Below are 22,942 nucleotides of genomic sequence, written 5' to 3'. Positions count from 1 at the left end.
TGATTGCTTAATCTTTACTTAATATTTCTGGCGTACCCTGATAAAGAAAATCTGAATTGTTTTAACCTTCGTTGACACAATATTCAACAAAACGTTAAAACATTATTCTCTTATCAGGATGTCCAACATCATGATTAAATATTAAGTTAATACTGAGAGCATGAAATGAAAATTACCATTTCTGGTACCGGATATGTTGGCCTGTCAAATGGTCTTCTTATCGCCCAACATCATCAGGTCATTGCTCTGGACATTGTCCCTTCACGTGTCGAGATGCTAAATAATCGGATGTCTCCGATAGTCGATAAAGAAATTGAACAGTATCTACAATCAAGCGATATAAATTTTAAAGCCACGCTGGACAAGTACGACGCCTACCAGAATGCAGATTTTGTTATTATTGCAACGCCTACAGATTACGACCCGAAAACAAACTATTTTGATACCTCCAGCGTTGAATCAGTTATCAGAGATGTGATTGCAATAAATCCTGATGCACTCATGGTGATTAAATCAACAGTACCTGTTGGTTTTACGCAGACTATGCGACAGAAATTTAACTCGGATAATATTATCTTTTCTCCTGAGTTCCTGCGCGAAGGGAAGGCACTGTATGATAACTTATACCCTTCACGAATTGTCATCGGCGAACGATCTGCTCGTGCTGAGCGTTTTGCTGCCTTATTACAGGAAGGGGCGATAAAGCAGGATATCCCGGTGCTGTTCACTGATTCTACTGAAGCTGAAGCCATTAAGCTTTTTGCAAATACCTATCTGGCAATGCGTGTTGCTTATTTTAACGAACTTGATAGCTATGCAGAAAGCCTGGGGCTTAATGCACGACAGATCATCGAAGGGGTTTGTCTGGACCCGCGTATTGGTAACCATTACAACAATCCTTCATTCGGTTATGGTGGATATTGTCTGCCAAAAGACACGAAGCAATTACTTGCCAACTATCAATCTGTACCTAATAATATTATTTCAGCCATCGTTGATGCTAACCGCACACGAAAAGATTTTATTGCTGATGCCATTCTTTCGCGTAAACCCAAAGTTGTCGGTATCTATCGCCTGATTATGAAAAGCGGCTCGGATAATTTCAGGGCATCGTCTATTCAGGGCATCATGAAACGCATTAAAGCGAAAGGTATCCCGGTCATAATTTATGAACCGGTAATAGCAGAAGAGAGTTTCTTCCATTCACGGGTTGAGCGTGATCTGGCTAAATTTAAACGTGAGGCCGATGTGATTATCTCTAACCGCATGGCAGAAGAACTGCAGGATGTCGCTGATAAAGTGTATACCCGCGATTTATTCGGTAACGATTAAACGCTCGGCGAAATAATTGATACCGGCATCATGCCGGTATCAGTCTATTACTGATGGCGCTTGCGTAAATTCTCAATCACTGTCGTCAGATCGAGATCCTGGTCCTGCAGCAGAACCAGCAGGTGATACATCAGATCCGATGCCTCATTGGTCAACTCGAAACGGTCATGCACTGTCGCGGCCAGTGCTGTCTCAACACCTTCCTCTCCAACTTTCTGGGCAATTCGCTTCGTACCGCTGGCGTACAATTTTGCGGTATAGGAGCTGGCGGGATCTGCCGTTTTACGCTCAGCCAGGAGTTGCTCCAGTTGATACAGGAACAACCATTGGTGGCTGGACTCACCAAAACAACTGCTGGTGCCTTTGTGACAGGTTGGCCCAATAGGGTTAACCAGCGCCAGCAGGGTGTCGTTGTCGCAATCAGCGGAAATGCTGACGACATTAAGAAAGTTGCCAGAGGTTTCACCTTTGGTCCACAGGCGTTGTTTAGTACGCGAGAAAAAGGTCACTTTGCCGCTTTCGATCGTTTTATCCAGCGCTTCCGGGTTCATATACCCGAGCATCAGCACCTCACCGGAAACTGCATGCTGCACGACGACCGGCATCATCCCATCGGTTTTTTCCCAGTCCAGCTCGCGGCATTGTTGCTTCGTTAACATATCCTGATCTCCACGCCCTGTGTTGCCAGGTACGCTTTTAATTCGCCAATATTGATAATTTGCTTGTGGAAGACCGAGGCGGCAAGCGCGCCATCGACATCCGCATCCCTGAAGGCTTCGAGAAAGTGCTCCATCGTTCCGGCACCGCCTGAGGCGATCAGCGGAACGTGGCAAACTTCGCGCACTTTTTTCAACTGCTCGAGATCGTAGCCGTTACGCACGCCGTCCTGGTTCATCATATTAAGAACGATTTCACCGGCGCCCAGTTTTTGCACCTCTGTTACCCAGTCGATCGTTTCCCACTGCGTGACGCGGGTACGGCTTTCATCCCCGGTATATTGGTTAACGTGATATTTGCCGGTTTCTGCGTCATACCACGTATCAATGCCCACCACGATACACTGCACGCCAAAGCGATCCGCCAGGCGGGTGATCAACGTTGGGTCAGCCAGAGCCGGGGAGTTGATAGAAATTTTATCTGCGCCGAAAGACAGTATCTTTGCGGCATCCTCTGGTGATTTAATCCCACCGGCGACACAGAACGGAATGTCGATCACTTCTGCCACGCGTGATACCCAGCTTTTGTCCACCACGCGACCATCGCTCGATGCGGTGATATCGTAAAAAACCAGCTCATCTGCGCCTTCATCGGCATAGCGTTTCGCCAGCGGAACGATATCGCCAATAATCTCGTGATTGCGGAATTGAACACCTTTGACAACCTGTCCGTCACGAACATCAAGGCAAGGGATTATGCGTTTTGCCAGCATTGGATGGCCTCCTCAACGGTGAATTTACCTTCCAGCAAAGCACGACCCACAATGACGCCGCCAACGCCGGTTCCGCGCAGGGCTGCGACATCTTCAATCCCACCAATCCCGCCGGATGACTGAAATGCCACCTGCGGATATTTCGCACACACTTCTTCGTACAGTGCAACGTTTGAACCCGCCAGCGTGCCGTCGCGGGAGATATCGGTGCATAGCACGTGCTTCAGACCGACGGGTAAATAGGTCTCAACCAGTTCTTCCAGTGAAACCCCGGAATTTTCCTGCCAGCCGCTAACTGCAACCTGTTTATTTCCGTGCTCGTCAATCCGCACATCCAGAGCCAGAACCAGCGCGTCGGCACCAAAACGGGCAAACCAGTTCCTGACGACTTCGGGATATTTTACCGCAGTCGAACCCACCACTACGCGGGCGACGCCAGCGTTAAGCAGCGCTTCAATATCTGCTTCGGTACGTACTCCACCCCCTACCTGCACCGGTACGTTTACGCCAGCAACCAGTGTTTTAATCAGCGGTATTTGCCGTTTCTGCGGATCTTTTGCCCCGGTCAGATCCACCAGGTGCAACACCTTTGCGCCTTGTGCGGCATAGCTTTGTAAACGGGTCAGGGGATCGTTACCGTAATCACGCTGCGTTGCGTAATCGCCCTGATGAAGACGCACAACCGTGCCGTCGATTAAATCTAATGCCGGAATAATCATTACATCTCCAGAAAGTTTTTCAGCAACTTCGCGCCAGCGGCACCTGAACGCTCCGGGTGGAACTGCACGCCAAAGAAATTATCTTTTTGTACCGCTGCGGTGAAGGGCTCACCGTAGTTGCATTGCGCAATAGTCCATGGGTTCACCGGCATGGCGTAGCTGTGTACAAAATAGAAATACGCCCCATCCTCAATGCCCTGGAAAAGGCGGTTTCCGGCCTGTGGATAGACACGGTTCCAGCCCATATGCGGCAACGGCAGACCAAAATCGGTCATTTTGGGTACGTCTTGATCAACAATCCCCAGCAGGGAGACACCGTTACTTTCTTCACTGCGTCGACCAAGCAGCTGCATACCTAAGCAAATCCCCAGTACAGGCTGTGTGCAGGCTTTGATCAGTTCAATCAGCTCACGCTCGTGTAGCTGATCCATTGCCGCCTGGGCGGTACCGACACCCGGCAGAAACAGTTTATCGGCGCGCAGCACAACATCCGCATCGCGGCTAACTACCGGATCGTAGCCGTGGCGTGCGACGGCGGATTTCACCGAGTTCAGGTTGGCACAGCCGGTGTCGAGGATCACCACGTTCATCACAGCACCCCTTTTGAAGAAGGAAGCGTGTCGCCTTCTACGCGAATAGCCTGGCGCAGCGTGCGGCCAAAGGCTTTGAACAGACTTTCCACGCGGTGGTGGTCATTTTTACCTTTGGTTTTAAGGTGTAACGTGACGCCCATGGTGTAAGAGAGCGAACGGAAGAAGTGTTCGATCATCTCCGTACTCAGATCGCCGACGCGCTGGTAGGTAAACTCAGCCCGGTACTCCAGGTGTGGACGCCCGGAGATATCCAGGGCGCAGCGTGCCAGGCACTCGTCCATCGGCAGCACAAAACCAAAACGGTTGATGCCGCGTTTATCGCCCAACGCCAGTTTTAAGGCTTCGCCCAGAGCCAGCCCTGTATCCTCAACGGTGTGGTGATCGTCAATATACAGATCGCCTTTGACGGCTATTTCCATACGAAAACCACCGTGGGTCGAGATTTGATCCAGCATGTGGTCAAAGAAGCCGACGCCGGTATTAATTTTGCTGCGGCCTTCGCGGTCCAGCCAGACTTTAACGTCAATCTGCGTTTCTTTGGTATTACGCTCAACGTGGGCGTAACGATCTCGTTTGGTTAGTTGCTCACCGATCATTGCCCAGTTCAGCGTATCGCGGTGATAGCGTAACCCGGTGATGCCCATGTTTTCCGCCAGTTGAATATCGGTTACGCGATCGCCGATCACGTAGCTGTTCTCGGTATCCAGCGCCTGTTCAATCAGGTATTGCTCGACCAGCTTCACTTTGGGTTTACGACAATCACACGCGTCTGCCGGCAGGTGCGGACAGATCAGCACTTCATCAAATATGACGCCCTGCGAGGTGAAAACTTGCATCATCAGGTTGTGTGGACCGTCAAAATCCGCCTGCGGGAAGCTCTGTGTTCCCAGTCCATCCTGGTTGGTGATCATCACCAGCTTAAAACCAGCTTTTTGTAGTTTTAGCAAGACCGGGACAACCTCCGGCTCAAAGGCAAGTTTGTCGAAGCGATCAACCTGAAAGTCACTGGGCGGCTCGGAAATCAGGGTTCCATCACGGTCAATAAAAAGATACTTCTGGCTCATACTTGCTCCGCACGTAAGGCGTCAATGACGCGCTGGCTCTCTTCACGGGTTCCGACAGTAATTCGCAGGCAGCCGCTTAACGAAGGTTGTTTATTCTGATCTCGTAAGATAATGCCCTGATCCCACAAAGATTTAAATACGCTACTTGATGCGGTGAAGCGCGCCAGAACATAGTTGGTTTCAGACTCGAAAACCTGCTCTACACAGCGAATTGTTTTCAGGTTTTCCACCAGATACTGACGTTCTTCCAGGATCTGTTCTACGCGTTGGCGCATGGCGGAAATCCCTTGCGGCGTCAGGGCCTGGGCGGCGATATCTGCCACCGGCGTAGAGAGTGGATAAGGCGCGATCACTTTCAACAACAGGTTGATGACATCTTCATTAGCTAGCGTAAATCCGCAGCGCAAACCGGCAAGGGCAAACGCCTTAGACAGGGTGCGCAGTACCACCAGGTTTGGGTATTCCGATAGCCAACCCGCCAGTGTGGCCTGCGGGCAAAACTCGATATACGCTTCATCGGCGACCACGATGGCTTTGCCCTGCGTCATGTCGAGCAGTGAACGCAGATCCTGCGGGTTAATTAACTGGCCCGTCGGGTTATTGGGGCTGCAAACGTAAACCACTTTCACGCCATCAAGCTTGTCAGCGATGCCCTGTAAATCCAGTTGCCAGTCGGCAAGAGTCGGCACGGTGCGACATTCAACGCCAATGGTTTCCGCACTGACGCTATACATACCATAGGTCGGCGGGCAGTAGAGAATCGCATCTTTACCCGGCTCGCAAAAAGCACGTACCAGCAACTCGATACCTTCATCAGCACCGCGGCTGACCAGTACCTGCTCTGGCTTAACGCCCGCATACTGTGCGTAGTTCTCGATCACCGCCTTCGGCTGGCACTCCGGATAACGGTTCAGTGTTTGCTGAGTTAGCTGGAATTCAACGGCGGTGGGGAACTCATTGGCATTGAGCCAGACGTCGCCATTTCCGCCCAGACGGCGGGCAGACTGATACGGTGTTAGCTCACGGACATTTTTACGAGCTAAATCAGTAACGCTGAGAATGTTGTCAGTGCTCATGCTTGCTCCTTCAGGGCGTTAACGCGCAGGGTAACGGCATTTTTGTGGGCTGTCAGTCGTTCTGCTGCGGCCAGCGTTTCGATGGTTGCGGCCAGGGCAGAGAAACCTTGCGGCGATAATTCCTGTACGGTCATCCGCTTCTGGAAATCGGCCAGTCCAAGACTTGAGCTGGTTGCGGTATAGCCGTAGGTAGGCAGCACGTGGTTAGTCCCGGAGGCATAGTCACCGGCAGATTCCGGTGACCAGTCACCGAGAAAGACAGAGCCCGCACTGGTGATGTCATCGACAAGTTCGCGAGCATTGCGGGTCTGAATGATCAGGTGCTCCGGGCCGTACGCATTAGAAATTGCTACGCATTGCGCAAGGGAGCGGGTGACAATCAGACGACTGGCGCTTAACGCCTGCCGCGCGGTTTCAGCGCGTGGCAGCGCTGCAAGCTGGCGTTCTACTGCTTCAGCAACCCGGCTGGCCATACCGGCATCCGGCGTCAGCAGGATCACTTGGGAATCGGGGCCGTGTTCGGCCTGCGAGAGTAAGTCAGAGGCAACGAAATCCGGCGTGGCGCCGCTGTCGGCAATCACCAGCACTTCAGACGGACCTGCTGGCATATCGATGGCGGCACCGTCCAGACGCTGACTCACCTGACGTTTGGCTTCGGTCACAAAGGCATTACCGGGGCCAAAAATTTTGTCCACTTTCGGCACGGATTCACTGCCAAATGCCAGCGCGGCAATAGCTTGTGCGCCCCCAACGTTAAACACCTCCTGTACGCCGCAGAGTTGTGCGGCATACAGAATTTCATCGGCGATGGGTGGGGGAGAGCACAACACCACTTTTTTACAGCCTGCAATGCGGGCCGGGGTGGCGAGCATTAACACTGTTGAGAAGAGTGGCGCGGAGCCCCCGGGAATGTACAGTCCAACAGAATTTACCGGGCGGGTAACCTGCTGGCAGCGTACACCGGGCTGCGTTTCAATATCGACTACCGGCAGTTGTTGCGCGTTATGAAACGTTTCGATGTTTTTCACGGCGACTGCCATGGCCTGTTTCAGGTCATTGCCAAGACGTGCGCCGGCGGCGGCAATCTCTTCAGCGCTGACTTTCAGCGCACTCACGTTAGTTTTATCAAACTTTGCGCTGTATTCACGTAGCGCTGCGTCACCGCGCGACTTTACGTTATGCAGAATTTCGCTCACGGTACGGGTGATGCTATCTGACGCCGAGATTGCCGGGCGCATCAGTAATTCACTTTGCTGCTCTTCAGTACAGCTATTCCAGTCGATGATGGTATTAAAGCTCATAATCGTCTTCCTTTTTTTGCCGGATGGCACGTTGTTTATCCGGCCTACGGGTCTTGTAGGCCCGGCTAGCGAAGCGCTACCGGGCAGCATAAGTGGAATTACTCCATCATCTTCTCAATAGGCAGCACCAGGATGGAGCTGGCGCCAAGCGCTTTCAGTTTTTCCATCGTTTCCCAGAACAGGGTTTCGCTGCTAACCATGTGCATTGCCACGCGCTGCTGATCGCCGGCCAGTGGCAAAATCGTTGGGCGTTCAGCGCCTGGCAGCAAGGCGATAACGTCGTCCAGACGTTCACTTGGCGCGTGCATCATGATGTATTTAGATTCGCGCGCCTGAATAACCCCCTGAATACGGGTCAGCAGCTTATCGATCAGTTGTTGCTTAGCATCGGCCATTTCTCCGTCACGCTGAATCAGACAGGCTTTGGAGCGGTAAATGACTTCCACTTCACGCAGGCCGTTGGCTTCAAGCGTTGCACCGGTAGAGACCAGATCGCAGATTGCATCAGCAAGTCCTGCACGGGGAGCAACTTCGACAGAGCCGTTTAACAAACAGGATTTGAACGACACTCCTTTCTGGTCGAGATAGCGTTTGAGCAGGTGCGGATAAGAGGTGGCGATGCGTTTGCCGTTCAGTGCCGACGGACCGTCCCAGGCTTCGTCTACTGGGGTCGCCAGCGAAAGACGACAGCCGCCGAAGTCCAGACGACGTAACGTAAAGTAACGAGGATCTTCACCCTGTGCGCGGCGGTTGAGCAGTTCTTCTTCCAGCACGTTTTCACCGATGATGCCGAGATCAACGACGCCATCCATGACCAGACCCGGGATATCGTCATCGCGTACGCGCAGAATATCGATTGGCATATTTTCTGCCATCGCAATCAGGCGCTGGGTGTGAAGATTAATTTTAATACCACAGCGGGCCAGCAATTCACGTGAGTCATCGCTTAAACGGCCTGATTTCTGCATAGCTATGCGTAAGCGGGTGTTGTCTAACATTCTCTATTCCTCGTTATCCTGTCTGAATCGGTTTGGGTCACGCACAAAAAAAAGCCCCCGGAAGAAATCTTCCGGGGGCTTTCTCATACGCTCATGCACCACTGGAAGATTTAAATGTCTCCCAGCACACATCGCCTGAAAGACTAGTCAGGATGATGGTGATGATGGTGATTAAATTGAGCGCGTGTCATAAATTTTCTCGATGAATGCTTATTCATTTGATGTCTTTTAACCTAAACCACTTTAGCCACGGAAAGCAAGGGCTTTTTTTGATCATTAATTCATTTCATATTGATACTATGAATTGTCAGCCACCGTGGGCTGGCGTAGCCTTGGGTTATAGGCCAAAAGTCAGGAGAAAAGGCATGAAAAAGGTCGCAATTGTCGGATTAGGTTGGTTAGGCATGCCATTAGCCATGTCTCTGGCGGCCAGGGGCTGGCAGGTTACCGGCAGCAAAACCACATTGGATGGGGTGGAAGCGGCCCGAATGAGCGGTATTGAAAGCTACTCGTTGCGCCTGGAGCCTGAACTGGTCTGTGAACCTGACGATCTCGATGCGCTAATGGATGCGGATGCGCTGGTCATCACCCTGCCTGCACGCCGTAGTGGCCCGGGTGAGTCGTTTTACTTGCAGGCAATGCAGGAACTGGTCGACAGTGCGCTGGCGTATCGTATTCCACGGATTATTTTTACCAGCTCTACCTCAGTTTATGGTGATGTGCAGGGGACAGTAAAAGAGGGCACACCACGCAATCCGGTCACGGCGAGCGGTCGTGCCCTGAAAGAACTTGAAGACTGGCTGCACAATCTGCCGGGAACGTCGGTGGATATTCTGCGCCTGGCGGGCCTTGTGGGACCGGGCAGACATCCCGGTCGCTTTTTTGCGGGTAAAACAGCACCTGATGGACAGCATGGCGTCAATCTGGTGCATCTGGATGACGTGGTTTCTGCTATCACGTTGCTGCTACAAGCGCCTAAAGGGGGACACATCTATAATATATGTGCGCCTATGCATCCGGCACGCAATGTGTTCTACCCTCAGATGGCTCGCCTGTTGGGGATGGAACCACCGGATTTCCGGGACGGAGTGGATAACGGTAAAGGTAAAGTCATTGATGGCAACCGAATTTGCAATGAGCTTGGGTTTGAGTACCAGTATCCCGATCCGCTGGTGATGCCGATGGAGTGACAGATCAGCAGAGTGTCGCTGTATACCGCCAGGGGGCGAGTATGAAACCACTGCTGGATGTTCTGATCATTCTTGATGCGTTAGAGAAAGAGGGGAGTTTCGCGGCGGCGTCCGCAAAATTGTTTAAGACGCCGTCAGCGCTGAGTTATACCGTCCACAAACTGGAAAGCGATCTCAATATTCAGTTGTTGGATCGCAGTGGACACCGGGCCAAATTTACCCGTACCGGACAGATGCTGCTGGAAAAGGGACGCGAGGTATTACATACCGTGCGCGAACTCGAAAAGCAGGCCATCAAACTGCATGAAGGATGGGAGAATGAACTGGTTATCGGCGTAGACGATACCTTTCCCTTTTCGCTTCTTGCCCCGCTTATCGAATCTTTCTATCAACACCACAGCGTGACGCGTCTTAAATTTATCAATGGCGTATTGGGCGGCTCCTGGGATGCCCTGATTCAGGGCCGGGCCGATATCATTGTGGGTGCCATGCGTGACCCACCCACAGCGAGTGACTTTGGTTTTGCGCGTCTGGGTGTGCTTGAACAGGTTTTTGTTGTTGCCCCCCATCATCCACTGGCGCAGGAACCGGAACCGTTGAGTCGTAGATCGATCAAACGTTTTCGCGCCATTGTGGTCGGCGATAATGTGCATCCCGCGAACGTATCGGCTTCTCAGCTACTTGACGATCAGGAAGCCATCACCGTTTTTGACTTCAAAACCAAACTGGAACTGCAGATAAGTGGTTTGGGGTGTGGTTATATTCCGCGCTATCTGGCACAACGATTTCTGGACAGCGGGGCCCTGATTGAGAAGAAAGTTGTCGCGCAGATTCTGTTTGAACCCGTGTGGATTGGCTGGAACGAGCAGACCGCGGGATTAGCCAGTGCATGGTGGCGGGATGAAATTTTAGCAAATAGTGCTATCGCGGGTGTCTATGTAAAAACGGTTGTCGATAAATCAATCGGTTAGAAAAAAATATTTTTTGACAAGGCTCTCATTCTCTTGTCATTTCGCCCTAATTTAGTGCACAATGCGCCGCTTGCAAAAAATGAGATTAACCGACGTTTTAATACGCGTCGGTTATTTTTTTGCATCAAACCAATCATTCATAAAAGAGGCCGGGCTTCGTACCGGATAGATACTTACTTAAAAATCGACAGTTGTTGTCGCTGAGGATTAACAAAAAATGGGGCAATTTTTTGCTTACGCGACGGTTTCCGCCGTAATGGAGGATAACCATGTCGCATAACGCTACTCCAAACACCTCTCGCGTGGAATTACGTAAAACGCTTACGCTGGTTCCGGTTGTCATGATGGGCCTTGCCTATATGCAGCCGATGACGCTGTTCGATACATTCGGTATCGTATCAGGAATGACCGATGGTCACGTCCCGACAGCTTACGCCTTTGCACTGATCGCCATCCTTTTTACCGCACTGAGCTACGGTAAACTGGTGCGTCGCTATCCGTCTGCAGGCTCTGCCTACACTTACGCCCAGAAATCCATTAGCCCGACCGTTGGCTTTATGGTGGGTTGGTCATCACTGCTGGACTATCTGTTCGCACCGATGATCAACATTCTGTTGGCGAAAATCTATTTTGAAGCTCTGGTGCCGTCGATACCGTCATGGATTTTCGTGGTAGCACTGGTGGCCTTTATGACCGCTTTTAACCTGCGCAGCCTCAAATCTGTCGCGAACTTCAACACCGTGATCGTGCTGTTGCAGGTCGTGTTGATTGCGGTAATCCTCGGCATGGTCGTTTATGGCGTGTTCGAAGGGGAAGGGGCGGGTACGCTGGTGAGCAGCCGTCCGTTCTGGTCAGGTGACGCACACGTGATTCCAATGATCACAGGGGCTACTATCCTGTGCTTCTCGTTCACTGGTTTCGACGGTATCAGCAACCTCTCTGAAGAGACCAAGGATGCTGAGCGCGTGATCCCGCGTGCAATTTTCCTGACCGCACTGATTGGTGGCCTGATCTTTATTGTCTCCACTTATCTGTTGCAGTTGTATTTCCCGGATATCTCTCGCTTCAAGGACCCGGATGCTTCACAGCCTGAAATCATGCTGTACGTAGCCGGTAAGTTCTTCCAGGTCGGTGCGCTGATTTTCTCCACCATTACCGTATTGGCATCCGGGATGGCGGCGCATGCTGGCGTAGCGCGTCTGATGTACGTGATGGGGCGTGACGGTGTATTCCCGAAAAGTTTCTTCGGTTATGTACACCCGAAATGGCGTACTCCGTCCATGAACATCATCCTGGTTGGCGCGATTGCCCTGCTGGCAATCAACTTCGACCTGGTGATGGCGACGGCGCTGATTAACTTTGGTGCGCTGGTGGCGTTTACCTTCGTTAACCTGTCGGTAATCTCCCAGTTCTGGATCCGTGAGAAGCGTAACAAGACGCTGAAAGACCACTTCCAGTATTTGTTCCTGCCGATGTGCGGTGCGCTGACCGTGGGGGCGCTGTGGGTGAACCTGGAAGAGAGCTCTATGGTTCTGGGGCTGATCTGGGCTGGTATTGGTCTGATCTACCTGGCTTGTGTGACCAAGAGTTTCCGCAACCCGGTACCGCAGTACGATGAAGATATCGCGTAATAACCTAATCTGACATCGAAAAACCGGAGACATGTTCTCCGGTTTTTTTATTCCTCTGCTTTATTTCCAGCCAATATTAATAACCGTTAGTTCTAAATTAGAGAATTTGGTTATTGGTTCTGAACCCGTTAGTCATTAATAATTTCCTGACTAATATACTTCTGGCTAATTAATTTATGTTTTCAATGATCTTAAGCGGGCTCATCTGTGGCGCGCTGCTTGGCTTTGTCATGCAACGTGGACGATTCTGTCTGACGGGCGGCTTTCGCGATATGTATATTGCGAAAAACAATCGTATGTTCTATGCGCTACTGATAGCCATCTCTGTGCAAAGCGTGGGTGTCTTTGCGCTGATTCAGGCGGGTGTACTCAGCTATGATGCCGGCCCCTTCCCATGGCTGGGAACCGTTGTTGGTGGTTATGTCTTTGGTATCGGAATTGTTTATGCGGGCGGGTGTGCTACCGGAACCTGGTATCGTGCAGGAGAAGGGCTTATCGGTAGCTGGATTGCGCTGTTTACCTATATGGTGATGAGTGCGGTGATGCGCTCTACGCATGCGAGTGGGCTGAATCAGGCGCTGAAAACCTACAGTACTGAGCATAACTCCATTGCCGATACGTTGAGCCTGTCCGTATGGCCACTGATCGCTATTCTGCTGGCGGTTACAGTGTGGGTGGTAGCGAAAGAGCTGAGAAAACCAAAATTGAAAGTCGCTACGCTACCGCCTCGTCGTACCGGCCTTGCGCATATTTTGTTTGAGAAGCGCTGGCATCCATTTGTTACTGCGGTTCTGATTGGGCTGATTGCGCTGTTGGCATGGCCGCTGAGCGAAGCAACCGGACGAATGTTTGGCCTGGGTATCACGTCACCAACCGCCAATATTTTGCAATTTCTTGTCGCAGGCGACAGTAAGTTTATTAACTGGGGAGTGTTCCTGGTGCTGGGCATTTTTATCGGCTCATTTATTGCAGCGAAAGCCAGTCGCGAATTTCGCGTTCGCGCAGCCGACGCACCCACCACGCTGCGTAGCGGTTTTGGTGGTCTGTTAATGGGCTTTGGTGCCAGCATCGCGGGTGGCTGTTCGATTGGCAACGGTCTGGTTATGACGGCGATGATGACCTGGCAGGGATGGGTTGGCCTGGTCTTTATGATTTTCGGTGTCTGGACCGCGTCATGGATTGTGTATATCAGACCGCAGCGTAAGGCAAAACTAGTCGCTGCTGCGGCAAATTAAGCGTAAGGATTTGATGATGGCAATTAAAAGACTGGATGTGGTCACACAGGTTTGTCCGTTTCCACTGATTGAAGCAAAAGCGGCACTGGCTGAAATGGCAAGTGGTGATGAACTGGTGATCGAATTTGACTGTACCCAGGCAACTGAGGCAATCCCGCAATGGGCCGCCGAAGAGGGGCACGTGATTACTGATTATCAACAGGTGGGTGACGCCGCCTGGAGCATTACGGTGCAGAAAGCGTAACCAGGATCCCTCCGCCGTCTGGCGGAGGGCATTTCATCTTCAGACTATCTCTTGCGCATACTGCCAGAGTGATTTCAGTAGCACCAGCTTCTCTTTATTGTCAGCATATTGCTGACTCAACATCTGCAATTCATTCGCGTAATTTTGCAAAAACTCCGGTGTGAATACCTGACGACGATGATCCAGCCAGCGTTGCTGCTCCCCCTCATCCAGTGTTCCGGGGAAATTGCGTGCGCGATAATTAAACAACAGTTTTTCAATGCGCTTGTCGACAAAAGTGATGTCCAGTGCGGGTAAATTTCGAGGTTCGGTTTCCAGAACGATCTTCATTGCGGCGCGGTCGGCATCGCTGAAAAAACCGTTGTATAACTGCGCATCTACGTTATCCGATGGCGCAAAGGGTTCTGCTTCGGCAAAAATAGCCACCACTTTATCGCGCACCTGCGGGTTTTCACGCAGGACTTTAAGATTATCCAGGCAATGCTGGCGGTTAATTCCGAGACGATCGGCATCTTCCGGACGTAACGTATTAGCCTGTGCCAGAACCGGGCATTTGTTGATATGCACCAGTTTAACCGGCACCGCTGCGTTATCCCCCAGATCGGCTTTGGCGGTGTAAAGACGTGCGCGCAGGGTGTCGCTATCCAGTTCAAGCAAGGGAGAAATATCACCCGCTAAGTCGACCATAATAACCGCATTACGATTATCCGGATGCCAGGCAAGCGGGGCAACCCAACTGGTGTTACCTCGCCATGCACCGAACATTCCAGATACATGCACTAAGGGCTTCATTTGCGGGACATCAATCAACGCAGCCAGCTTGTGTTTATTGCGGTGACTGTAGAGATAGTCAAACAGACGCGGCTGACGTGACTTTACGAGTTGCGCCATTGCAATGGTGGCATACACGTCTGCCATCGCATCGTGGGCATTAGCATGCTCAATACCGTTGGCGCGGGTCAGGAGCTCAAGGCGGAAACTGGGTAGACCATCGTCGTTTTCTGGCCAGTTGATCCCTTCCGGTCGTAGCGCATAGCAGGCGCGCATTACATCCAGCAAATCCCAGCGAGAATTGTCGTTCTGCCAGCTCCAGGCGTAGGGATCATAAAAATTGCGATACAGGATATTACGTGTCACTTCATCATCGAAGCGCACATTGTTATAGCCGAGGATACACGTTTTCGGCACGGTAAACAGCGCATGGATACGGGCAGCAAAAGCGGCTTCGTTCTCACCCTTTTCACGTGCTTCTTGCGGCGTAATACCGGTTATCAGTACCGCTTCGGGTTGTGGCAGATAGTCGTCGGCGGGCTTGCAGTAAAAGACTTCGGGATCGCCAATGATATTGAAATCGCTATCTGTGCGGATGGCCGCAAACTGTGCGGGTCTGTCCAGTGCCGGATGGGTACCAAAGGTCTCGTAATCGTGGAAGAGAAAACCAGGTTGCTGCTTGCCGTCATTCATTGTTCAGTTATGTCCGGGATCAATTTAGCGCTTATCTAAGAATACCAAAAAATAGCGCGGTAATCAGCAACGGGATTATCAATGCCCGGCGGTGGCCGCAATAAAATTGCGGTAAACGTGATTAAAATAAAATGAATTAATAGATTTGGGGTTTTAAGGATATTTCATGAAATAAGATAACGTTATTTTGTGAGTGCATAAATAAGCTAATTGAGAACTATTATTGTTATTTTTACGTTTGGTAGTGTGTTCTGGAAACTTTAAAACTCTTTTATAAACAATGAGTTTTATTCTTGCCAGTTAACGGAATTTCATTGTAATGAAATGTGAGTAAGGTTAAAAATTAATAATTTAAAGGCCATATAATCATTGGATATATCTAATAACAGGAGGTTATATGAGAATTAGTCGGCGTAATTTTTTGCGGGGTGTGGGTATTGGCTGCTCGGCCTGTGCAATAGGCAGTTTCCCCCTGGCGCACTGGCGCGAAATTCACCAGAGAGTATTAAAGGGAAAACATCCCTGACGCCGAGTCTGTGTGAAATGTGTTCCTTTCGCTGTCCAATTCAGGCTCAGGTGATTAATAATAAAACAGTTTTTATCCAGGGAAACCCTAATGCCCCTCAGCAAGGCACGCGCGTTTGTGCTCGTGGGGGCAGCAGTGTTAGCCTGATAAACGACCCGCACCGGATTGTTAAACCAATGAAACGCACCGGGCCGCGTGGCAGTGGCGAATGGCAGGTCATTAGCTGGCAACAGGCGTATAAAGAAATTGCCGAAAAGATGGCGGCAATAAAAAATCAATATGGGCCGCAGGGCGTTGTATTCTCCTCTAAATCTGGTTCGCTTTCCGGCCATTTATTTCATTTGGCGACGGCTTTTGGCTCACCAAATACCTTTACGCACGCTTCAACTTGTCCAGCAGGTAAAGCCATTGCCGCCAAAGTGATGATGGGTGGGGATTTAGCAATGGATATCGCCAATACCCGCTATATGGTCTCTTTTGGACATAACCTCTATGAAGGGATTGAGGTTGCTGATACTCATGAACTGATGACCGCACAAGAGAAGGGCGCGAAGATGGTCAGCTTCGACCCCCGGCTGTCGGTATTTTCCAGTAAGGCGGATGAATGGCATGCGATTAAACCGGGGGGCGACTTACCGGTGCTGATGGCGATGTGCCACGTCATGATTACTGAAAAATTGTATGACGCGGGATTCGTTGAACGCTACACAACAGGTTTTGACCAACTGGCAGAGGTAGTACAAGAGGCCACGCCGGAATGGGCACAAAAGTTGGCCGACGTGCCTGCGGATGTCATTACCCGGGTGACTCGAGAAATGGCGGCCTGCGCCCCCCATGCGATTGTCAGCCCTGGTCACCGTGCGACTTTTTCGCAGGAAGAGATCGACATGCGGCGCATGATTTTCACCCTCAACGTGCTGCTGGGAAATATTGAGCGCGAAGGCGGCATGTACCAGAAAAAAGCCGCTGCAACCTACAATAAGCTGGCAGGAGAGAAGGTGGCTCCGGTGCTGGCGAAACCGGATGCCAAACTCCCTAAGCCAACGGCGCAGCGTATTGACCTGGTCGCGCCGCAATTCAAATACATCGCTGCGGGCGGTGGGGTGGTGCAGAGCATTATCGATGCTGTGTTAAACCAGACGCCTTATCCGGTGAAAGGATGGATTATGTCCCGGCATAACCCTTTTCAAACCGTGACCTGTCGGCCGGATCTGGTCAAAACCGTTGAGCAGTTGGATCTGGTGGTGAGCTGCGATGTCTATTTAAGCGAAAGCGCGGCCTATGCCGATTACCTGTTACCTGAATGCACCTATCTCGAACGCGATGAAGAAGTCTCTGATATGTCGGGGCTGAATCCGGCCTATGCGCTGCGCCAGCAGGTCGTTGAGCCTATCGGTGATGCGCGCCCAAGCTGGCAAATCTGGAAAGAGCTGGGTGAGCAATTGGGTCTTGGGCAGTACTATCCGTGGCAAGATATGCAAGTACGCCAGTTGTATCAGCTCAATGGTGACCATGCGTTATCTGCTGAACTGCGCCAGAAAGGGTATCGGGAGTGGGGCGTTCCACTGTTACTCCGTGAGCCTGAATCGGTACGCCAGTTTACTGCGCAGTATCCGGGAGCAGTGGCCGTTGACAATGACGGTTCGTATGGCGAACAACTGCGCTTCAAATCCCCATCCGGAAAGATCGAACTTTATTCCGAAGAACTGGAAACTCTCCTGCCGGGCTATGGTATTCCGCGTGCACGCAATTTTGCGCTCAAGGCCGACAATGAACTCTATTTCATTCAAGGCAAAGTCGCAGTTCACACCAATGGCGCGACGCAATATGTCCCATTACTCAGCGAACTGATGTGGGATAACGCGGTGTGGATCCACCCGAAAACGGCTGGAGAAAAAGGGATTAAAAGCGGCGATGACATCTGGCTTGAAAATGCGACGGGTAAGGAGAAAGGCAAAGCGCTGGTCACTGCCGGTATTCGACCCGACACGCTGTTCGTCTATATGGGATTCGGCGCCAAGGCTGGCGCGAAAACCGCAGCGACAACGCATGGGATCCACTGTGGCAACCTGCTTCCGCATGTAACCAGTCCGGTATCCGGCACAGTGGTCCATACCGCTGGCGTTACGCTTCGTCGGGCATGAGAAAGGAGAACATCATGAATCAGTCAACAAATCCGTATGTCATGCTGCATGACGAGAAACGCTGTATTGGTTGTCAGGCGTGCACAGTTGCCTGCAAAGTTCTGAATGATGTGCCAGAAGGTTTTAGCCGGCTGCAGGTGCAGATCCGCTCACCGGAAAACGAACCTGAGGTGCTGTCTCACTTTCAGTTTGTCCGCGTCTCCTGCCAGCACTGCGAAGATGCGCCTTGTGTCAGCGTCTGTCCGACTGGCGCTTCGTTTCGGGACGAAAACGGCATTGTGCAGGTGGACAAGTCCCGCTGTATTGGCTGTGATTATTGCGTAGCTGCCTGTCCGTTCCATGTGCGCTACCTGAACCCACAAACAGGAATTGCAGATAAATGTAACTTTTGCGCAGACACCCGTCTGGACGCTGGACAATCGCCTGCCTGTGTTTCCGTATGCCCTACGGATGCGCTGAAGTTTGGTCGCCGTGATGACCCTGAAATTCAGCACTGGATTCTTCAAAAAGAGGTTTACCGTCAGCAGGATACGCGTAGCGGTGCGGTGAGTATTTTTCGGCGTAAAGAGATTCATCAGGAGGGAAAAGTATGAATTCTATCTGGGGAGCAGAGCTTAACTATGCGCCAGACTACTGGCCGCTGTGGCTCATTTATGCCGGCGTAGTCATTCTGTTGATGATTGCCGGTCTGGTGATGCATGCACTGCTGCGTCGAATGCTGGCACCCAAAACGGCAGCCGGAGAAGAGCACCGTGACTATCTCTACTCATTGGCTGTCCGCCGTTGGCACTGGGGAAATGCGCTGCTTTTTATCCTGCTTCTGCTCAGCGGTTTGTTCGGCCATTTTTCTATCGGACCGGTAGCGCTGATGGTGCAGGTGCACACCTGGTGTGGATTCGCATTACTGGCTTTCTGGATTGGCTTCGTCATGATCAATGCCACAAGCGGCAACGGTAGTCACTATCGTGTGCAATTCAGCGGGTTGATAACGCGTTGCCTGCTGCAAACGCGTTTTTATCTGTATGGGATAATGAAAGGTGAGGCACATCCGTTTGCGGCAACAGCGGAGAATAAATTTAACCCCCTGCAACAGTTAGCCTATCTGGCCATCATGTATGCGTTGGTTCCGCTGTTAATCATTACCGGGTTGCTCTGTCTTTACCCGCAGATTATAGGCGCCGGGCCGGTGGTGCTGGTGCTGCATATGGTGTTGGCGATTGTTGGCATTCTGTTCATTTGTGCACATATTTACCTGTGCACATTGGGTGACACACCGGGGCAAATCTTTCGCAGCATGATTGACGGCTATCACCGTCATCGCAGCCATCATGCAGAAACAGCATCACATAAAGGCTAATCCTGCGCGTATTTTGCAGGGGAAGTCCGTCTGACTTTTTTCTTTAACAGCAAGAAAATGTGCCTTATGTCACATTTTCTTGCAATTTATCCATGTTTGTTCGGCAGAACTTCCGTAAAAAGAACGGCTATTTCTCCTGGTTATGAGGACATGCTGTTGAAACGCCGTTTGTTTATTGCCGCTTCGCTATTCGCGATAAGTTTTTCGTCCGCTTATGCGACTGATGTCGCCAGTTTTGCACCTCGGCCTCCCGCCATCAATGCTGGCGCGTGGGTGCTTATGGATTACACCACGGGCCAAACCCTGACCGCCGGTAATGAACACCAGCAACGCAACCCCGCCAGCCTGACCAAGTTAATGACCGGCTATGTTGTCGATCGCGCGATTGATAGCCATCGCATTAGCCCAACGGATATCGTCACTGTCGGACGTGACGCATGGGCGAAAGATAATCCGGTGTTTGTAGGCTCATCATTAATGTTCCTGAAAGAAGGCGATCGCGTGTCAGTACGCGATTTAAGTCGCGGCTTAATTGTTGATTCCGGCAATGACGCATGCGTCGCGCTGGCGGATTACATCGCGGGTGGACAGCCACAGTTTGTCGCGATGATGAACAGTTACGTTGAGAAGCTGAAGCTTAAAGATACACATTTCGAAACGGTGCATGGGCTGGACGCGCCAGGCCAGCATAGCTCGGCCTACGATCTGGCCGTGTTGTCCCGGGCGATTATTCACGGGGAACCTGAGTTCTACCACATGTACAGTGAGAAGAGTCTTACCTGGAATGGTATCACGCAGCAAAACCGTAACGGGCTGCTGTGGGATAAAACGATGAACATCGATGGCCTGAAGACCGGGCACACATCCGGGGCAGGATTTAACCTGATCGCCTCCGCAGTTGATGGACAACGTCGCTTGATTGCCGTGGTCATGGGAGCCGAGAGCGCGAAAGGGCGCGAGGATCAGGCACGCAAACTGCTGCAGTGGGGGCAACAAAATTTTGATACGGTGCAGGTTTTGCGTAGCGGTAAGCAAGTCGGCGTCGAACGAATCTGGTATGGCGATAAAGAAAAAATTAGCCTCGGTACCGATCAGGATTTCTGGATGGCGCTTCCTAAGGCTGAAGTCCAGAATATCAAAGCAAAATATGTTCTTGATAAGAAAGAATTGGTAGCGCCTATTGCCGCGCATCAACGCGTGGGGGAAATTGAACTCTATGACAGGGATAAGCTGGTGGCGCATTGGCCACTGGTCACCCTGGAATCGGTCAGTAAAGGCGGCGTATTTTCGCGTCTGAGCGATTACTTCCACCATAAGGTGTAATTTTTCACCCATGCTACTGACTGGCAAGAGTGCGAAACTGCTCACATAATAATCACTATTTCCTTGTGGCCGTAATATACAATAATTGCACTGTATATAAATACAGTGTAATGACGGAGGTTATATGGAGTACGAGATAAAGCAGGTCGATAAACGCAGGATTGCTGGTTTCCATATGGTTGGACCGTGGGAGCAAACGGTAAAGCAGGGTTTTGAGCAGTTAGTCATGTGGGTGGATGACAAGCAGATAGTGCCGCTGGAATGGATCGCCGTTTATTACGACAACCCGGATGTTGTGCCTGCTGACAAACTGCGCTGCGATACTGTGGTTTCCGTCGCAGAGAATTTCGAGATCCCAGAGAACAGCGAAGGTGTGATACTGACTGAACTGGCCGGTGGTGAGTATGCTATTGCTGTTGCTCGTGTTGAAAATCATGACTTTGCGACGCCATGGTATCAATTTTTTAATCTTCTGCTACAGGACGCAACATACCAGATAGCCGCCAAACCCTGTTTTGAGATTTATATGAATAATGGCATGGAAGACGGTTACTGGGACATCGAAATGTATGTGCCGGTACAGCCGAAGTAGCTGTTTTTTGTGTAAATCAGGATGAAAGTCCTGGTGATAACGATGATGTTTTCACTAAAAAAGCAGGTACAATTCTGTTCTTTGCTATTCCCTGACGGAGTGGATGAGTGCGTGCCGATAAGTCGCTGAGTCCTTTTGAAATTCGTTTGTATCGTCATTATCGTGTAGTGCACGGTATTCGCATTGCGCTGGCGTTTCTTCTTACTTTTCTGTTGGTTCGCCTGCTGGATATTCCTGAAGGTACGTGGCCTCTGATCACGCTGGTGGTGATTATGGGGCCTATTTCATTCTGGGGTAATGTCGTCCCAAGAGCGCTTGAACGCATTGGCGGGACGATTCTGGGCTCAGTACTTGGGCTGGTTGCTCTGCGTCTCGAACTCTTGTCACTTCCGCTTATGCTGATATGGTGCGCAGTAGCGATGTTTCTCTGCGGCTGGCTGGCCTTAGGTAAAAAACCCTATCAGGCGTTGCTGATTGGTATAACGCTTGCCGTCGTCGTCGGGGCTCCTGCGGGTGACATGAATACAGCGTTGTGGCGCGGTGGCGACGTGATTCTGGGATCGTTACTGGCGATGCTGTTTACCGGCATCTGGCCGCAGCGGGCATTTATTCACTGGCGTATTCAACTGGCGCATTGTGTAACGGGGTACAATCGGGTGTATCAGGCCGCGCTCTCCCCCAATTTGCTCGAGCAGCCCCGACTGGAGAAGCATTTACAACAACTACTGAGTGACGTTGTCAAAATGCGTGGACTCATCGTTCCTGCCAGTAAAGAGACCCACATCCAAAAATCCATCTTTGAAGCTATTCAGACGGTTAACCGCAACCTGGTGTGCATGCTTGAGCTGCAAATCAACGCGCTGTGGGCGACACGTACCAGTCACTTTGTGATGCTGAACGCGCATACCTTGCGTGAAACTCAGCTCAGAACGCAACAAGCGCTACTGACGATCACTCATGCGCTATATGAAGGTAATCCGCAGCCGATACTTGTCAATACGGAAAAGCTCAATGACACCGTGGCGGAGTTGCGCCAACTCATCGCTGAGCATAAAGGCGATAATGTTGCTGAAACACCTATTCATGGCTATGTCTGGTTGAATATGGAGATGGCACGGCAACTGGAATTGCTCTCACATTTGATTTGTCGCGCGCTGCGCAAATAAAGAGCAGATAAGGGGATTGGTTCTACTGCTGCTTCGATTCAGCAAAGATTAAGGGTATGATACTGAAAAAGGCTAAAACCATTGGTAACTACAATGGCTTTACCCTCGATAATTCAGGTTTCAGCCATGCATTATCAATGCAGATGCAACTTGAAGTATGGCGGGCATGAAAGTAATGTTGACCCACTTTAGCCGTTGTTTTAACGAATCCGAATCTCACATTATCAGGGGTGTAAAAATGGAAACTACCAAGCCTTCTTTCCAGGACGTGCTGGAATTTGTTCGTCTGTTCCGTCGTAAAAACAAACTGCAACGTGAAATCCAGGACGTTGAGAAAAAGATCCGTGACAACCAGAAACGCGTCCTGCTGCTGGACAACCTGAGCGACTACATCAAGCCGGGCATGAGCGTTGATGCTATCCAGGGTATCATCGCCAGCATGAAAAGCGACTATGAAGATCGTGTAGATGATTACATCATCAAGAATGCAGAGATCTCTAAAGAGCGTCGTGATATCTCTAAAAAGCTGAAAGCCATGGGTGAAGTGAAAAACGGCGAAGCGAAAGCAGAGTAACGTTTTATGGCAG

Annotated in this window: 22 protein-coding genes, 2 pseudogenes and 1 other annotated feature; of the genes and pseudogenes, 14 read left to right on the top strand and 10 right to left on the bottom strand. The window is 50.9% G+C overall.

The window, feature by feature from the left end; translation table 11 throughout:
* The first annotated feature begins 165 nt into the window (after positions 1-165).
* A complete protein-coding gene (ugd, locus tag SK32_RS07790; protein ID WP_048212024.1) occupies positions 166-1,332 on the top strand; it encodes a UDP-glucose 6-dehydrogenase in 1,167 nt (388 codons plus the stop codon).
* A gap of 47 nt (positions 1,333-1,379) precedes the next feature.
* On the opposite strand, the gene hisIE is transcribed toward ugd, so the two are convergent.
* The 9 genes from hisIE to hisL all read right to left on the bottom strand — a co-directional run bounded on the left by hisIE (position 1,380) and on the right by hisL (position 8,703).
* The gene (gene hisIE / locus SK32_RS07785; protein ID WP_048212023.1) at positions 1,380-1,991 is read right to left on the bottom strand and encodes a bifunctional phosphoribosyl-AMP cyclohydrolase/phosphoribosyl-ATP diphosphatase HisIE; all 612 of its coding nucleotides are present in this window, start codon (positions 1,989-1,991) and stop codon (positions 1,380-1,382) included.
* The gene (gene hisF / locus SK32_RS07780) at positions 1,985-2,761 is read right to left on the bottom strand and encodes an imidazole glycerol phosphate synthase subunit HisF (protein ID WP_048212022.1); all 777 of its coding nucleotides are present in this window, start codon (positions 2,759-2,761) and stop codon (positions 1,985-1,987) included. Before hisF ends, hisIE begins: the two co-directional genes overlap by 7 nt.
* Entirely contained in the window at positions 2,743-3,480 is a 738-nt protein-coding gene (hisA, locus tag SK32_RS07775; protein ID WP_048212021.1) for a 1-(5-phosphoribosyl)-5-[(5-phosphoribosylamino)methylideneamino]imidazole-4-carboxamide isomerase, read from the bottom strand. Before hisA ends, hisF begins: the two co-directional genes overlap by 19 nt.
* Positions 3,480-4,070 (bottom strand): imidazole glycerol phosphate synthase subunit HisH, encoded by a 591-nt coding sequence (gene hisH / locus SK32_RS07770; protein ID WP_048212020.1) that lies wholly within the window; start codon positions 4,068-4,070, stop codon positions 3,480-3,482. Before hisH ends, hisA begins: the two co-directional genes overlap by 1 nt.
* Entirely contained in the window at positions 4,070-5,137 is a 1,068-nt protein-coding gene (gene hisB, locus SK32_RS07765) for a bifunctional histidinol-phosphatase/imidazoleglycerol-phosphate dehydratase HisB (protein ID WP_048212019.1), read from the bottom strand. The genes hisH and hisB overlap by 1 nt, the downstream gene beginning before the upstream one ends.
* Complete coding sequence (hisC, locus tag SK32_RS07760) at positions 5,134-6,213, bottom strand: histidinol-phosphate transaminase (RefSeq protein ID WP_048212018.1); 1,080 nt, start codon at positions 6,211-6,213, stop codon at positions 5,134-5,136. The genes hisB and hisC overlap by 4 nt, the downstream gene beginning before the upstream one ends.
* Positions 6,210-7,514 carry a histidinol dehydrogenase gene (gene hisD, locus SK32_RS07755; RefSeq protein ID WP_048212017.1) on the bottom strand — a complete coding sequence of 435 codons (1,305 nt, stop codon included), beginning with the start codon at positions 7,512-7,514 and terminating at the stop codon, positions 6,210-6,212. The genes hisC and hisD overlap by 4 nt, the downstream gene beginning before the upstream one ends.
* A 98-nt stretch (positions 7,515-7,612) precedes the next feature.
* A complete protein-coding gene (gene hisG / locus SK32_RS07750; RefSeq protein ID WP_005128078.1) occupies positions 7,613-8,512 on the bottom strand; it encodes an ATP phosphoribosyltransferase in 900 nt (299 codons plus the stop codon).
* A 45-nt stretch (positions 8,513-8,557) separates the two neighbouring features.
* Positions 8,558-8,680: a sequence feature (His leader region), on the bottom strand.
* A complete protein-coding gene (gene hisL, locus SK32_RS26005; protein ID WP_101741515.1) occupies positions 8,656-8,703 on the bottom strand; it encodes a his operon leader peptide in 48 nt (15 codons plus the stop codon). It overlaps the preceding feature by 25 nt.
* A 174-nt stretch (positions 8,704-8,877) precedes the next feature.
* On the opposite strand from hisL, the gene SK32_RS07745 reads away from it, so the two are divergent.
* The 6 genes and pseudogenes from SK32_RS07745 to tsuB all read left to right on the top strand — a co-directional run bounded on the left by SK32_RS07745 (position 8,878) and on the right by tsuB (position 13,783).
* Positions 8,878-9,702 (top strand): SDR family oxidoreductase, encoded by an 825-nt coding sequence (locus SK32_RS07745; protein WP_048212016.1) that lies wholly within the window; start codon positions 8,878-8,880, stop codon positions 9,700-9,702.
* 41 nt (positions 9,703-9,743) lie between these two features.
* A pseudogene (locus tag SK32_RS07740) lies at positions 9,744-10,728 on the top strand (LysR substrate-binding domain-containing protein).
* Between the two features lie 162 nt (positions 10,729-10,890).
* On the top strand, positions 10,891-10,953 hold the full coding sequence (gene yoeI / locus SK32_RS26705; RefSeq protein ID WP_101741514.1) for a membrane protein YoeI: 63 nt from the start codon (positions 10,891-10,893) through the stop codon (positions 10,951-10,953).
* Positions 10,943-12,304 carry a putrescine/proton symporter PlaP gene (gene plaP / locus SK32_RS07735; protein ID WP_040231916.1) on the top strand — a complete coding sequence of 454 codons (1,362 nt, stop codon included), beginning with the start codon at positions 10,943-10,945 and terminating at the stop codon, positions 12,302-12,304. The genes yoeI and plaP overlap by 11 nt, the downstream gene beginning before the upstream one ends.
* Positions 12,305-12,480: 176 nt before the next feature.
* Entirely contained in the window at positions 12,481-13,539 is a 1,059-nt protein-coding gene (tsuA, locus tag SK32_RS07730) for a thiosulfate utilization transporter TsuA/YeeE (RefSeq protein ID WP_048212014.1), read from the top strand.
* Between the two features lie 16 nt (positions 13,540-13,555).
* Positions 13,556-13,783, top strand: a complete 228-nt coding sequence (tsuB, locus tag SK32_RS07725) for a thiosulfate utilization sulfurtransferase TsuB/YeeD (protein WP_048212013.1) — start codon at positions 13,556-13,558, stop codon at positions 13,781-13,783.
* Positions 13,784-13,822: 39 nt separating this feature from the next.
* Here the strand turns inward: tsuB and sbcB are convergent, their stop codons facing one another.
* Entirely contained in the window at positions 13,823-15,247 is a 1,425-nt protein-coding gene (sbcB, locus tag SK32_RS07720) for an exodeoxyribonuclease I (protein WP_048212012.1), read from the bottom strand.
* A 397-nt stretch (positions 15,248-15,644) separates the two neighbouring features.
* Here sbcB and phsA point away from each other — a divergent pair.
* The 7 genes and pseudogenes from phsA to SK32_RS07685 all read left to right on the top strand — a co-directional run bounded on the left by phsA (position 15,645) and on the right by SK32_RS07685 (position 22,929).
* Positions 15,645-17,917 (top strand): annotated as a pseudogene (gene phsA, locus SK32_RS07715) (thiosulfate reductase PhsA).
* A 14-nt stretch (positions 17,918-17,931) separates the two neighbouring features.
* Positions 17,932-18,510, top strand: a complete 579-nt coding sequence (phsB, locus tag SK32_RS07710) for a thiosulfate reductase electron transport protein PhsB (protein WP_005128061.1) — start codon at positions 17,932-17,934, stop codon at positions 18,508-18,510.
* Positions 18,507-19,274 carry a thiosulfate reductase cytochrome B subunit gene (gene phsC / locus SK32_RS07705; protein WP_005128058.1) on the top strand — a complete coding sequence of 256 codons (768 nt, stop codon included), beginning with the start codon at positions 18,507-18,509 and terminating at the stop codon, positions 19,272-19,274. The genes phsB and phsC overlap by 4 nt, the downstream gene beginning before the upstream one ends.
* Before the next feature lie 150 nt (positions 19,275-19,424).
* Positions 19,425-20,597: a serine-type D-Ala-D-Ala carboxypeptidase DacD gene (dacD, locus tag SK32_RS07700; protein ID WP_075551386.1), complete on the top strand. Its 1,173-nt coding sequence runs from the start codon at positions 19,425-19,427 to the stop codon at positions 20,595-20,597.
* Between the two features lie 124 nt (positions 20,598-20,721).
* A complete protein-coding gene (sbmC, locus tag SK32_RS07695) occupies positions 20,722-21,189 on the top strand; it encodes a DNA gyrase inhibitor SbmC (protein ID WP_005128054.1) in 468 nt (155 codons plus the stop codon).
* A gap of 107 nt (positions 21,190-21,296) precedes the next feature.
* Entirely contained in the window at positions 21,297-22,355 is a 1,059-nt protein-coding gene (locus SK32_RS07690; protein WP_048212010.1) for an FUSC family protein, read from the top strand.
* 238 nt (positions 22,356-22,593) lie between these two features.
* Positions 22,594-22,929 (top strand): DUF496 family protein, encoded by a 336-nt coding sequence (locus SK32_RS07685; RefSeq protein WP_005128046.1) that lies wholly within the window; start codon positions 22,594-22,596, stop codon positions 22,927-22,929.
* Positions 22,930-22,942: the final 13 nt, after the last annotated feature.

This window comes from Citrobacter sp. MGH100 (assembly GCF_001034465.1).
GTDB classification, from domain to species: Bacteria; Pseudomonadota; Gammaproteobacteria; order Enterobacterales; family Enterobacteriaceae; genus Citrobacter; species Citrobacter youngae.
The sequence above is the reverse complement of the archived record's forward strand: the minus strand, read 5'-3'. Positions and strand labels throughout refer to the sequence as shown.

Excerpts from the sequence above, each read along its gene's own strand:
- ugd (WP_048212024.1), top strand. The coding sequence starts at position 166 with ATGAAAATTACCATTTCTGGTACCGGATATGTTGGCCTGTCAAATGGT.
- hisF (WP_048212022.1), bottom strand. The coding sequence starts at position 2,761 with ATGCTGGCAAAACGCATAATCCCTTGCCTTGATGTTCGTGACGGACAG.
- hisD (WP_048212017.1), bottom strand. The coding sequence starts at position 7,514 with ATGAGCTTTAATACCATCATCGACTGGAATAGCTGTACTGAAGAGCAG.
- sbmC (WP_005128054.1), top strand. The coding sequence starts at position 20,722 with ATGGAGTACGAGATAAAGCAGGTCGATAAACGCAGGATTGCTGGTTTC.
- phsB (WP_005128061.1), top strand. The coding sequence starts at position 17,932 with ATGAATCAGTCAACAAATCCGTATGTCATGCTGCATGACGAGAAACGC.
- hisIE (WP_048212023.1), bottom strand. The coding sequence starts at position 1,991 with ATGTTAACGAAGCAACAATGCCGCGAGCTGGACTGGGAAAAAACCGAT.
- hisA (WP_048212021.1), bottom strand. The coding sequence starts at position 3,480 with ATGATTATTCCGGCATTAGATTTAATCGACGGCACGGTTGTGCGTCTT.
- phsC (WP_005128058.1), top strand. The coding sequence starts at position 18,507 with ATGAATTCTATCTGGGGAGCAGAGCTTAACTATGCGCCAGACTACTGG.
- tsuA (WP_048212014.1), top strand. The coding sequence starts at position 12,481 with ATGTTTTCAATGATCTTAAGCGGGCTCATCTGTGGCGCGCTGCTTGGC.
- hisC (WP_048212018.1), bottom strand. The coding sequence starts at position 6,213 with ATGAGCACTGACAACATTCTCAGCGTTACTGATTTAGCTCGTAAAAAT.
- hisH (WP_048212020.1), bottom strand. The coding sequence starts at position 4,070 with ATGAACGTGGTGATCCTCGACACCGGCTGTGCCAACCTGAACTCGGTG.
- hisB (WP_048212019.1), bottom strand. The coding sequence starts at position 5,137 with ATGAGCCAGAAGTATCTTTTTATTGACCGTGATGGAACCCTGATTTCC.
- SK32_RS07685 (WP_005128046.1), top strand. The coding sequence starts at position 22,594 with ATGGAAACTACCAAGCCTTCTTTCCAGGACGTGCTGGAATTTGTTCGT.
- sbcB (WP_048212012.1), bottom strand. The coding sequence starts at position 15,247 with ATGAATGACGGCAAGCAGCAACCTGGTTTTCTCTTCCACGATTACGAG.
- plaP (WP_040231916.1), top strand. The coding sequence starts at position 10,943 with ATGTCGCATAACGCTACTCCAAACACCTCTCGCGTGGAATTACGTAAA.
- SK32_RS07745 (WP_048212016.1), top strand. The coding sequence starts at position 8,878 with ATGAAAAAGGTCGCAATTGTCGGATTAGGTTGGTTAGGCATGCCATTA.
- tsuB (WP_048212013.1), top strand. The coding sequence starts at position 13,556 with ATGGCAATTAAAAGACTGGATGTGGTCACACAGGTTTGTCCGTTTCCA.
- dacD (WP_075551386.1), top strand. The coding sequence starts at position 19,425 with ATGCTGTTGAAACGCCGTTTGTTTATTGCCGCTTCGCTATTCGCGATA.
- hisG (WP_005128078.1), bottom strand. The coding sequence starts at position 8,512 with ATGTTAGACAACACCCGCTTACGCATAGCTATGCAGAAATCAGGCCGT.